The following is an 11340-nucleotide window of genomic DNA, read 5'->3' as shown; positions in this document are numbered from 1 at the left end:
CTGGGCCTTGGCGCCTCCCGACGGGTTGTGGCAGCTGAAGCAGACCAGGTCGTTGGTCTGGCTACCCAGCGAGTTGTGGGAGACGTGACATTGCAGACACCCGGAATCATGCGGTGCGGGCACGGCTTGGCACGGGTTATGGTCGAAGAGGAAGATCATAATCAGTGCTGCTGCGCATATGACGATTTTCTTCATGGTCTGCTCCAGGTTTCTCATTGATCCACTCGCAACTGCTGGTCGGGGTCTCCCCCTTCCCTTCCCTTACCTGCAGACTACGCTTCCCGCCCTGGCATGGCGGCAGTCGACGCCCGTCGGGTACTGCCAGCTAGCGGTGGTGCCGCCGGTCGAACCGGATGTTGCGCTGCTGCTCCCGGTGCTGCCCCCGGAAATGGCCCCGCCCGTGCCGCCGCTCCCCTGGGCCGTGCCGCCGGAGCCCCCGGCTGCCGTACCGCCCTGACCGAGGGCGGAGGCCCCCTCTCCCTGCTGGTTGCTCAGGCCGAAGAAGGTGACCGTGCCGGTTGCGTCCGCGGTGACCAGCATCCGGCTCTGCTGGTCGAAGAGAACGTCGGCCAGCTGCCGGAACTGCCCGGTGGCGGTGCCGTAGCTCCCGAGGTAGCCGACGAACTTCGGCTGAGCCTCCAGGTCGATGACCTGCACCGAGCTCTGGAAGCCGTCAGCCACGTACATGCGCACGCCGCTCGCGTAGTCGAAGGCCACCCCGTTCGGGTAGGTGAAGCTCAGGGGCCCGGAGAGGGTCGAGGGTCCTCCCACCGACCTCTTGAAGGTCCCTTCGGTGTCGAAGAACTGGATCCGGTTGTTGAGCGTGTCTGCCACGGCGATGAGGTTCCCGTTCCGCTCGTAGCTGAGCGCGGTCGGGAAGTTCAGCTCTCCCTGCTTCTTTCCGGCGCTGCCGAATGAGCTCCGGAAGCTCCCGGCGGAGGTGAAGACGGCGATCCTGTTGGCCTTGCTGTCGGCGACGTAGATGTTCCCGGTGGCGTCCAGGGCGATGCCGTTGGGCTCGGTGAAGGAGTAGCCGGTCAGGTCCCCCAGGGCCGCCCCATCGGGCCGGTAGCTGGTGACCTGGCGGCCGTGGCTGACCAGGAGGTTCCCGTTGGCCGTCAGGGCCACGCTGCGCACCACGCCCGGCACCGCGATCACGCCAAGCGGACGGTTGCCGGCGTCGAACTTCACGATGCCGCCATTTTGCACGTCGGCCACGAAGAGGTTGCCGGCTGCGTCGAGCGCCATCTTCCCCGGCGCCCGCAGCGGCGCGCACAGCGTCCCCAGGATGGTGACCGTCGGCAGCGCCGCCTGGGCGCCCTGCAGCGTCCCCAGGACCAGCAGCAGTGCCAGAGCCACTCTCAAAATCGTCGTCTTGGTTCGGGTCATGGTAAGGCCTCGTTATTCGCGTTTGCGGGGAGCTCCCTGGCCGGGAGGCACCCGCTCATTGGTATCAGTTGTAGTAGCCCTGGTGGCAGTTGATGCAGTTCGCGGTCACCGAATCGTCCAGCCCGAGGTAGGAGATGGTCGAGTCCTTGGTCTCCTGGCTCAACGCACCGAGCGCATGGATGGCGATGGGGACCGAGTCGTCGAAGGCGCCGTTATCGAGCCAGTCGATGGAGTACTGGATCAGCCGCTTGGCGTAGGTCGGGTTGTGCAGGTACGCCGCCTTGTCCCCCTGCTTGAGCAGCACGTAGTTGTAGTAGGCCCCCATGTTGTTGGAGCGCTCAAGGGCGGTGGCGCCCCAGTTGATGCCGGCCGGGGCATCGGGGTCGAAGCCCTTGGCCTTGAGCTGGGCCTTCAGAGCCGCCAGCGCGTTCTTGAAGCCGCTCTGGTAGGCGTTGAGTCCCGCAGGCGACATCTTGGTCCCTCCCCCCATCTGCGAGGGATGGCACTTGTCGCAGACGCCCTGTGCCGGGAGGGCCACCACCGAGCCGGTCTGGTTGGTGAAGGCGGCGGCGAAGCGGTGCCCGTCGTCGGGGGCGCTCATGTGGCAGGCCACGCAGGCGCCGCTTGTGCCGGTATCGACCTTGGAGGCGGGGCTGCCGATACCGGCATGCCAGGTATTCTGCTTGTTGAAATCGAGATCCCTGCCGCGCGGCGTCCCGTCGAACTCGTAGCCGATGTTGTTGTCCATCACCCCGCCGCCGACCATGAAGTGGTTGAGAAGCCTCCCCGCCGCGGTAAAGCCGGAGAAGGCGAAGGCTCGCTTGATCACCTCGCCGCTGGTGGTTCCGGCGTGGCAGCGCAGGCAGACGTTGGAAATCGCGAAGTCGGTGTTCTTGTACGGCACCGAGATCTCGTTCGTCGCGTCAACCCGGAAGACGTAGCCGCTGGGCGAGGAGTAGGGCTTGAAAGATCGGCCCGTGAAATCGTCGTAGTGGCAGCCGCTGCAGGCCAGGACCTCCTTGGTCTTGTCCGAGGGGACTCCCCAGGCTGCCGTCACCTTGGCCGTCGAGTAGGCGACGAAGCCGGTGGCGGTGTGGCAGCGCACGCAGCCGTTAAGGGTCTTGAAGTCCTTCGAGATCCAGGCGGCATCCCTGATGGCGCCGTGCCCCGACTTGGCCCAGGAGACCCGGTTCTGCTGGGCGGTGAGCGAGTCGTTGCTGGGGCTGTGGCACTTGGCGCAGGTGTTGCGGGAGGTCACGTAGGAGGCGGGGTAGGTCCCGGAGGTCACGTTGTTGAAGTGGGGCGGCGCGCCGTAAAAGCCGGTCGGCAGGGTGCTGTGGGCATCGTGGCACTTCGAGCAGTCGTTGGCCCCTATCTCGCCGAGGTGGCCGGGGGTACTGGACTTGAAGGAGGTGTGGCACGTCTTGCAGGCGTCGAGGGGCCGCTGGATGGTGTAGTGGCCGTTCTCCTGCTGCCCGGGGAGATGGCAGAACTGGCAGCTGGGCACGGCCAGCGTGGTGGTGTAGTGCGGAGAGATCTTGTAGTCGGAGGTGACCTGGGCGTCCCTTCCGGTGTGACAGGAGCCGCAGTAGAGCGCCAGGTACGCCTGCCTGGTGACGGCGTCTACCTTGACCTCGGCCGAGTCGCTATGCCCGAGTCCGTCGCTGGCCGTGAGGGTGACCGTATAGACGCCCGGCTTGTCGGCGTAGAACATCGGCTTCGCCACGGTGGCGTCGCTGAAGGCGCCGCCGGTGAGCCCCGCGGGGGCGGTCGCGGTGACCGACCACAGGTAGACCAGGCTGCCGAGGCTGGTGGTACTCTGGGAGCCGTCAAGGGTGACTGAGTAGGCGGGTCCCAGGCCGGTGGTCTGGCTGGTCGCCGGGACCGCCACGGCCTTCACCCTGGGAGCCACGGCGAAGCCTGCGAATATGGTGTGGTCGGCGTTTATGTTGGCGAAGGTGTAGGAACTGACCGCTCCCACCGAGACCCCGTCGACCGCCACGTCGGTGATCATGTAGCCGGTATTGGGGTTGATATTGTAGGTATAGGCCCCTCCCGCCTGTAACGCGTAGCTGGGTGGCGAGCTGAAGGTCGGCACGATGGCGCCGCCAGGGGTGGCCGCGGGGGTGACGGAGTAGGTCTTGGCGGCGAAGTAGGCCACGAGGTACTGGGTGGCGGTCGACTTGTTGACCCGGTAGACACCCGGCGAAACCGCGGTTAGGCCGATGCCGTTCAACCTGACGGCGCTGAGGACATAGCCGATTTTGGGGGTCACGGTGTAGTTGACCGAGAGGGTCGTGTCGGGGTAAGTGGCGGTCCCCGGACTGGAGATCGTTCCGCCCGTCGACGGCGAGGTGGAGGCCGAGACGTACCAGGTCGCATGCGCTAATGCGGGGAGGCACCAGATGATCATGATGGCAAGGAGAAATCTTCTCAGCATATCCCACCTCTGTCTGTCGAAGACACGTTAATTAACTTCATAGTGAAACAAGTTTAATTTATTTGGCGCACATTAGTCGCAAAAAATGTGCCTTCAATGAGCTTCGCCAAGGGCCGCCAGGGGGGGAAGAGGTCTGCGAGAAAGGCATTTGAGGCCGGTCTCGCCCCTTGTCGGGCGATGGCCGGAGCGGAGGGAGGGAGTAACGGTGAAGAGGCGATGCAGCTAGGTCTTTGCGAGATAAAGACTTTGCACCTGGAGCCGGCAACCGGGTGCGGGCGGGTTCAGAGGCCGGGCGAGCCGGCGGGGGGCGTGACTACCCCGGCAAAAAAAATGAAAAAAAGATGAAATTTGCATTAGCCTGCACAAATGATTACGAAAAGGTGACTTTGCAATTAGCTTCATTAGATTAATATCGTGTCATATAACGGAGGGGGTGCGTGAATTGGCCACAAGGAGGTTATTTCCCCCACAGGGACCTTCGCCGTCGTGAATTGGTGAGGAGTGGCCATACGGACCTGGCCGGGGAGGCGGGGCAGCCACGTCAAAAGACAGGGTTTGCTGAAGGCGCGACAGCTCCGGTCTCAGGCCGCCGATTTTACTGCAGGAAGTCGTTTGGTCGGGACAATAACGGCTGTAAGCGACGAGGATTATGGGGGAAGGTGGCGAAGGGGTTCAGATTGCAACTTGCTGCAATTGCAGCACATCCAGGGCCCCGGCCAGGTCCGAGACCTGGTACGGCTTCATAACGGCTCCGCAGAAGCCGTAATTGCCGGCATCGGAGAGCCCGAGGTCGTTGGAGTAGCCGCTGGAGACGATCAGCCTGGCCGCCGGGTCGTAGGCGATGATCTGTTGCGCGGCCTCCCTCCCCCCCATCCCGCCCGGAATGGTAAGGTCCATTATCACCGCGAAGTAGGGAGTGCCACCCTCCTTGGCAGCCCGATAGAGGGCGATGGCCTCGGCGCCCTCGGCGCAGGTGGCCACTTGGTAGCCGAGCTGCAGCAGCATCTCGGAGCACAGCGCTCGGATCATCTCCTCGTCGTCCATGACCAGCACCGTCCCGCCGGTACGACGGAGGTCCCGACCCTCCGCCCCCCCGGTCTCCTGCACAGCCGCGGCCTCGATGGTGGCGGGAAGGAAGAAGGTGAAGGTGGTGCCGACCCCGACCTCGGAATGGACCTGGATATGCCCGCCGTGCTTCCTGACGATGGAGAGCGTTGAGGCCAGCCCCAGGCCGTTGCCGCGTGACTTGGTGGTGAAATAGGGATCGAAGATGTTCTTCAGGTCGCCTTCCCGTATCCCGCACCCCTGGTCCTGGAAGGTGAGCTTCACATACGGCCCGCCCGCGAGCCCCAGCTTGTTCCCCTTCTCCAGCTGCACGTTCTCGCCGCGCACTGAGAGGGTGCCGCCCCCTGCCATGGCGTGGACGGCATTGATCACGATGTTGTTGAAGGCCTGGTTGAGCTGGCCGGCATCGGCTTCCACATCGTAGAGCCTTTCCACCCACTCCATCTTCCCCTGCACGCTGGTCCCGCGCAGCGAAAGGGAGAGCGCCTCCTCGACCAGGCGCGGGACCGATACGATCCTCTTGACCGGCTGCCCTCCCCTGGCGAAGGTCAGCAGCTGATGGGCCAGCTCCGAGGCGCGCTGGGAGGCCTTCTGCGCCGCATCCAGCATGGGGCGGGCCTCGTGTGTCCCTTCCATCACCATCTGCGCGAGCGAGACGTACCCCATCACCCCGGTGAGGATGTTGTTGAAGTCGTGGGCGATCCCGCCGGCCAGCACACCCAGGGACTCCATCTTCTGCACCTTCAGGAGTTCGTTGTGAATGAACTCCTGTTCGGTGATGTCGGTGAAGATCTCCAGGGTGAGCCCCTTGGCGAACTGGGTGTTGACGATGATGTGGCGCATGCTGCCGTCCCGGCAGGTCACCATGGTCTCCAGCTGCGGGACCGGGGTACCGTTGAGCCGCGCCTCGGCAATCAGCGCCTGTCTTTCCCGGACCAGCCGTTTGCGCTGTTCCACGTCGGGGTAGGCATGCCGTAACCAGTCCGCGATGGTGGAGATTTCCTCCAGCTTGAACCCGAAGAGTTCGGAGAAACGGCTGTTCAGGTATTCAACCTTCCCGAGATCGTCGTACCACCAGACGCCGGCGGGCATGGAGTCCATAAGGGATCTCAGCGTCGCCTCGCTCTCGCGCAGTAGCTGTTCCGCCCGCAGCCGCTCCGTGTTATCGCGGATGCACTCGATCGCCGCGGTCACCTCGCCCCGGGAGTTTTTGAGCACCGACGCCGATCCGGCGAGGTAGCTGTTTCCGGTCCCGATACCGGGGGTGAAGGACTCTCCGTAGGTGATTTCCGCCTCTTTGGAGAGCTCGGCGTACCCCTGCTCCCCGAGGTGCGGGTTCAGGGCGTGGTCGATCAGGATCGGTCTCCTTTTCCCGTAGAAAGGGAGGGCATACTCGTAGTTCCCCTTGCCGATCATCTCCTCGGCCTTGACCCCGGTCATGATCTCGATCGCTCTGTTCCAGGCCACCACCCGCCCTTCCCGATCCACCACCAGGGTGGCGTCGGGGAGGAAGTCGATGATGTCCTCTAGCTGCCGCCGGGATTCCCTGAGGGAAAGATCGGCCGTCTTGCGGTCGGTGATGTCCTCGAGGCAGCCGTACCAGACGGTGGCGCCGGTCCCCTCCTCCGGATGCGGAAGCGAGTTTGCCAGGATCCATCTCGTTTCCCCGGCATGATTGATGATCCGGAACTCCTTGCTGAAGGGGCTGCGGTTGGCCACGGCCAGGTCCGTTGCCGCGATGACCCCGTCGAAATCCTCGGGATGGATCAGGCCGAAGAGCGCCTCGGTATCGCCGCTGGTCACCTCCGCCGGATATCCGGAGAGCTCGGCGATGCTGTCGGAAACGAAGGTGAAACTGCGCCCCCCCGATTCGCTCTGCCGGTATTCGTAGATGATGACCGGGACGGCGCCCACGATGGCGCGGAACCTCGCCTCGCTTTCCCGCAAGGCCAGCTCGGTCTGGCGGCGCTCCTCCACCTCGGCGGCCAGGAGGCGGTTCTTCTCGTCCACCGCGGCCTCGCGCAAGGTCGTCTCCTCAAGGCGCACCTGGAGAACGGCGTTGCGGGTATTGACCAGCTGCAAGTAGTAAAGCACCCCGAGGATGAAGATGGCTATCCCGGCGGTGGTATAGAGCATGAGCCGGGGAGAATTGAGGTCCAGTATCTCCCGCCCAGGGATGAAGGCCATCAGCGACACGTTGGTTTTCTCCACCGGCACTAGGATGGCATACCCTCTCTGCTCGGAGCTTTGCCCCTTGAGAGCCGGCAGTCTATACGGGACGAGCGGTTTTATGTCGGGGGGGATGGAGGGATGGTCGAAGGCGAGCATCCCCTTCAGCTGTGTGGGGAGCCTGAGGAACTCCTTCTTGAAGAGGAGGGCGACAGGGTAGCGATTGAGCTGACCGTCGCTTTCGATGAACCAGTGGTAGAGCTGCGAGGGTGAGATCCACCCCACCACCTCTCCCGCGTAGCGCCCCTTGAAACGGACCGGGGCGCAGGCCAGGATCTTCACCTCGCCCTCACCCTTTATCGTCCGGGTGTATGGTTGTTCGCCCGCTGAGTGATTCAGGTACTGCTTCCAGTCGGCTTTGGTCGGGGGTGAGCTCTTCAACGTGTCGGCAAGGAGGGCTCCGGATTGGTCGATGAAGACGATCCTCTCGAAGACGGGAATGCCTGCATATACCTCCGATTCCCGCGTCTTGGTGAAGAGGTCGTCGACCATGATCAGGCTGGCCCGGAGGCCGTACTCCATGGACATGCCGAGAGCTTCGTTTGTAAAGTAGGCCGAAACCTCCCTGCTTTGGGCCAGCTCCTTGATGTCGGTCTTGCGCTCGGAAAGGAAATAGCCGAGGGCGGTGGCGCGTCGGGTGCTGTCGGAGGTCAGCTGCTGCAGCGAGGCGTCCTGGATGGCCACCTGGCTGCGGTACTGGGTGATTACCAGGTAGGCAATGTAGCTCACCAGCGCCAGGCCGATCAACGCGGCCAGCATCCTGCTCATTTGGGAAATCAGTTTTTTAAGTGCCATCCGAGTCTTCAACCATCGAAATTACCGCCGCCGCTGTAATGGCCGCAGGGCCCTTTGGCGCCTGCCGCTCCAACTCCCTTTCCGGAAACTATTCCTGATCGAGCCTTCCGGCCCCGTCCAGATCAGACGAGGGAGCCGGATGGACTTTCGGGATTTAGTTGTGCCTGAAGAACTCGGGGAAGAAGGCCGACGCAGTCGGGTAGTACTGCTTGACCAGCTTCGCATAGCTCCCGTCCTTCCGGGCCTGCTTCAGGAACTTGTTGAAAGCGTCGCGAAGCTGCGGGGAACTCTTCGGGAAGGCCACCGCCATCTCCTGCTTGCGGGAGATCGGTCCCAGGATCTTGAGCTTCCCGGGCCATTTCTCCAGGGCGACCAGTGCATCAGGGACGTCCAGGATGGTCATCTCGGCCTTCCCGTTGATGACGGCCGGTGCCAGTTCGTTGAGGTTGCCGTTGAAGAGGACTATGTTGGCCCCGGTGGTCTCGAGCTTGTAGAGGTCGGGATCCAGGCAGGTTTTCTTCAGCGCCATGACGGCCTTTCCCTTCAGCAGCGCCTTGGTCCTTGCGATATCGGTATCGATCTTGCCGGAAGGCTTGATCGGCTTCACGTCGGAATCCACCCGGGCCACCAGCCAGATCTGGCTCGGGAAGGTGGGGGTGGAGAAGTTAAGGACCTTCTCCCTCCAGGGGAGGACGGTGAATCCGTTGGCGATCAGGTCCCCTTTCACCGGAGCGTCCGAAATAATCGTCACCTCATCGCCCTTCGCCTGCACCTTTTTCCCGGTTACATCCTGCACGATCGTCCCCCAGTCCGCCTTGACGAACTCGTAGCGCAGCCCGAGGTGCTTGGCGAACATCTGCATCAGCGCCACATCCATGCCGTCTCCGGCGCCGGTGACGAAGTTGGCGTAGGGAATGCCGACGTGCCTGAGAACACCGCTTTTCCGTACCTGGGGGAGGTCGCCGGACCAGGCGCTCCCCTGCAAAAGGGCAACGGCAGCAACGACGAGCAGCGATAGCGTCTTCTTGAAATGCTTACTATTTCCAACCTGTCTGGACATAAGCCACCTTTTCATTCTGTTGCGAGGCATCAACGCGCGGCAATAGCCGGCCTACATAGTGTCGGTAGGAGGCACGAGATTCTTTAGGTGAATTTTGTTGGTGACAGCTAACAGAGGGGCGGGGCGTAAGAAAGCAGCGTGGGGATCTTGAGTGGGTGAAGGCGGGGTCGCGACAGAGAACCGAAGCGGCGTTGATGCCAGCGGGTTCCCCCTGACAGAGAAAGGCGAAGAGCCCCCTGCTGATTAACGGCAGGCGGCTCTTAATACGGCTCCAGTTCAGTCAAGAGTATCAGGATATTTCCCCGGTTTTACTCGATGGCCTTGACACCGACGATGAAATACTCGGTCTCACCGAAGCATGAGGTAGGAACTCCACGGTGTTGCTCGTATTCCAGCGTCACCTTCCTGCCGACCGCACCGTTGATCTTCTGGGCTATGGCATCGTCTCTCACGCTGAAAGCGAACTTCTCGGGAGTCGCTCCCGGCACAGGCACCATTTGCAGCTCCCCTTCCCAGGTCTTGCACAGCCAACCCTTGTGCGAGAACTTTTGGACATACCCGGCGCGGTCGCCTTTGGAAAAGCTCCAGCTCAGGGTGAACCAGGTATAGGCACCGAAAAGCACGATCACTATGACGACGACTGTGATGACAATCTTTGTGACCTTCCCACCTGTTATAGCCATCTCGCCTCCCTTTCAATTTCTGCACGTACTGCTAATTTGACCGCATCGAGGTCTGAAATAAAATCCAACTTACAGAGATACCACATCGTCGCCCTTTAGCAATCTCACGCCATCTCCAACATCCTCCCTGTCAACCTCTTTTCCCTATCATGGATCCAAGGCACTGAGGTGAAGCCTGCGCACAGAGAGAGGCGAAGCATGACTTGGTACCCCGGATAGTGATAAGCTACTCCTTGGGCAAGACAAGACAGGACTACCTCACCTCCAGCAGACACCGACACAAGGATCATACGAGGTGCACCATGAGCACCACTGAACAAAACAAAGCGTTTGTCCGTCGTTTCTATGAAGAGATCGATAAAGGGAATTTGGCAGCCATAGAGGAGATGGTTGCGGAAGATTATGTCGATCACAATCCCGCGCCCTTCCCCGGGTTGCCTTCGGGGCGGGAGGGGGTGAAAGAGACATACGCGATGCTTCGGGAAGCCACACCTGGCTACCATATCATCGAAGAGCAGATTGCCGAAGGGGACATGGTGGTGACGCGGCTGACAGCCTACGGGAGGCACGTGGGAGATCTCCCGGGAGCCCCACGAACCGGACACGACCTTAGGATGACCTCGATAACGATCCACCGGATCGAGAACGGGAAACTGGTTGAGAAGTGGTCGGAAAAGGACGTGATGGGTTTCCTGATCCAGATCGGCGCCCTGACCCTGCCGGGAGAGAAATGATGCACTCGCTCGAACAGGAAAAGGCGGCTACCTGGCCGCCTTTTCTTCCCTTCCTTTTACCACCGTTTGGTGATCTCGATCAGGTGGTAGCCGAAGTCGGTCTTAACCGGCCCCAGCACCTTGTTTATATCCCCCGAAAAGACCACTTCGTCGAACTCCTTGACCATCTGCCCCTGCACGAAGGTACCGAGGTCGCCGCCGCGCATGCGGGACGGGCAGGAGGAATTGCTTTTGGCGACGTCGGCGAAATCCGCACCCTCCTCGATCTCAGCTTTGAGTTGGAGGCATTCGGCTTCGGTGTGAACAAGAATATGGCGTGCGTTCGCAGGCATTTTAAGCTCCTTTTCAGACTGCCTTTACAGTCGTGCTATGTGATGTTTCTTCCTTTTCGGGAGATCACAGGATAACTCGTTTCTGTGAACCGTTCGTGCCGAGCCCCCTAGGCCTTGTCACAGGATGGCTCGTTTCTATGATCCGTTCGTGCTGAGCCTGTCGAAGCACGAAAAGCAGTGGTTCTGAAAATCGAACGGGTACACACCACCGATCCAGCTCCCACCGGGCACATACAGCTCCCACCGGGCACGTACCGCCCTACGAGTTAGCGATACTCGGGCCATGTCACCGTGGACTCGTATCCTCAGTAAACGGCTGTTGCCTTCAGCGGGAGGGCGGAGAGCTCCGTTTCCAACGCCCGCACCCGCTCTTCGTACTTCTGGACCTCTTCAAGCTTGTCATAATAGGCTTTCCGGGAGGGGGCGATGACGGTGAGACGGCTCTTGTTCACGTACGGATTATCGTCTACTGAGACACTTCCCGCTGCGCGCTTCTTTTCGTACTCTTTCAGCTCGTCGGCGGAGGGCGTTCTTCCCTTCTTTGCCACGTATTTCCGGTGCAGCTTGGCCAGTTCTTGCTTCTTCTGCGCAAGACATTCCTGTGCCGATTTCA

Annotated in this window: 8 protein-coding genes and 1 pseudogene; 1 reads left to right on the top strand and 8 read right to left on the bottom strand. The window is 61.6% G+C overall.

Annotated elements, in window-relative coordinates:
- The 6 genes from AC11W3_RS15815 to AC11W3_RS15790 form a co-directional block, all read right to left on the bottom strand.
- The coding region (locus AC11W3_RS15815) for a hypothetical protein (protein WP_484093327.1) at nucleotides 1-195 on the bottom strand (195 nt) is incomplete at its 3' end.
- A gap of 66 nt (nucleotides 196-261) precedes the next feature.
- Nucleotides 262-1389: an NHL repeat-containing protein gene (locus AC11W3_RS15810; protein ID WP_484088552.1), complete on the bottom strand. Its 1128-nt coding sequence runs from the start codon at nucleotides 1387-1389 to the stop codon at nucleotides 262-264.
- 64 nt (nucleotides 1390-1453) lie between these two features.
- On the bottom strand, nucleotides 1454-3829 hold the full coding sequence (locus AC11W3_RS15805) for a multiheme c-type cytochrome (protein WP_484088551.1): 2376 nt from the start codon (nucleotides 3827-3829) through the stop codon (nucleotides 1454-1456).
- Between the two features lie 672 nt (nucleotides 3830-4501).
- Entirely contained in the window at nucleotides 4502-7918 is a 3417-nt protein-coding gene (locus tag AC11W3_RS15800) for a PAS domain-containing hybrid sensor histidine kinase/response regulator (RefSeq protein ID WP_484088550.1), read from the bottom strand.
- Nucleotides 7919-8072: 154 nt separating this feature from the next.
- Nucleotides 8073-8978, bottom strand: coding sequence for a transporter substrate-binding domain-containing protein (locus tag AC11W3_RS15795; protein WP_484088549.1), 906 nt, complete (start codon nucleotides 8976-8978; stop codon nucleotides 8073-8075).
- Between the two features lie 308 nt (nucleotides 8979-9286).
- A complete protein-coding gene (locus AC11W3_RS15790; RefSeq protein WP_484093326.1) occupies nucleotides 9287-9661 on the bottom strand; it encodes a hypothetical protein in 375 nt (124 codons plus the stop codon).
- Nucleotides 9662-9963: 302 nt separating this feature from the next.
- On the opposite strand from AC11W3_RS15790, the gene AC11W3_RS15785 reads away from it, so the two are divergent.
- Nucleotides 9964-10395 (top strand): ester cyclase, encoded by a 432-nt coding sequence (locus tag AC11W3_RS15785; RefSeq protein ID WP_484088547.1) that lies wholly within the window; start codon nucleotides 9964-9966, stop codon nucleotides 10393-10395.
- A 56-nt stretch (nucleotides 10396-10451) separates the two neighbouring features.
- On the opposite strand, the gene AC11W3_RS15780 is transcribed toward AC11W3_RS15785, so the two are convergent.
- Both AC11W3_RS15780 and AC11W3_RS15775 read right to left on the bottom strand, forming a co-directional pair.
- Nucleotides 10452-10727: a peptidylprolyl isomerase gene (locus tag AC11W3_RS15780; protein ID WP_484088546.1), complete on the bottom strand. Its 276-nt coding sequence runs from the start codon at nucleotides 10725-10727 to the stop codon at nucleotides 10452-10454.
- A gap of 305 nt (nucleotides 10728-11032) precedes the next feature.
- A pseudogene (locus tag AC11W3_RS15775) lies at nucleotides 11033-11340 on the bottom strand (DUF4124 domain-containing protein); the annotation flags it as partial.

The sequence above is a fragment of the Geomonas sp. genome (genome assembly GCF_056994735.1).
Note: the sequence above shows the minus strand (reverse complement) of the source record. Positions and strands in the feature narration are given on the sequence as shown.

Excerpts from the sequence above, each read along its gene's own strand:
- AC11W3_RS15810 (WP_484088552.1), bottom strand. The coding sequence starts at position 1,389 with ATGACCCGAACCAAGACGACGATTTTGAGAGTGGCTCTGGCACTGCTG.
- AC11W3_RS15795 (WP_484088549.1), bottom strand. The coding sequence starts at position 8,978 with ATGTCCAGACAGGTTGGAAATAGTAAGCATTTCAAGAAGACGCTATCG.
- AC11W3_RS15785 (WP_484088547.1), top strand. The coding sequence starts at position 9,964 with ATGAGCACCACTGAACAAAACAAAGCGTTTGTCCGTCGTTTCTATGAA.
- AC11W3_RS15780 (WP_484088546.1), bottom strand. The coding sequence starts at position 10,727 with ATGCCTGCGAACGCACGCCATATTCTTGTTCACACCGAAGCCGAATGC.
- AC11W3_RS15790 (WP_484093326.1), bottom strand. The coding sequence starts at position 9,661 with ATGGCTATAACAGGTGGGAAGGTCACAAAGATTGTCATCACAGTCGTC.
- AC11W3_RS15805 (WP_484088551.1), bottom strand. The coding sequence starts at position 3,829 with ATGCTGAGAAGATTTCTCCTTGCCATCATGATCATCTGGTGCCTCCCC.
- AC11W3_RS15800 (WP_484088550.1), bottom strand. The coding sequence starts at position 7,918 with ATGGCACTTAAAAAACTGATTTCCCAAATGAGCAGGATGCTGGCCGCG.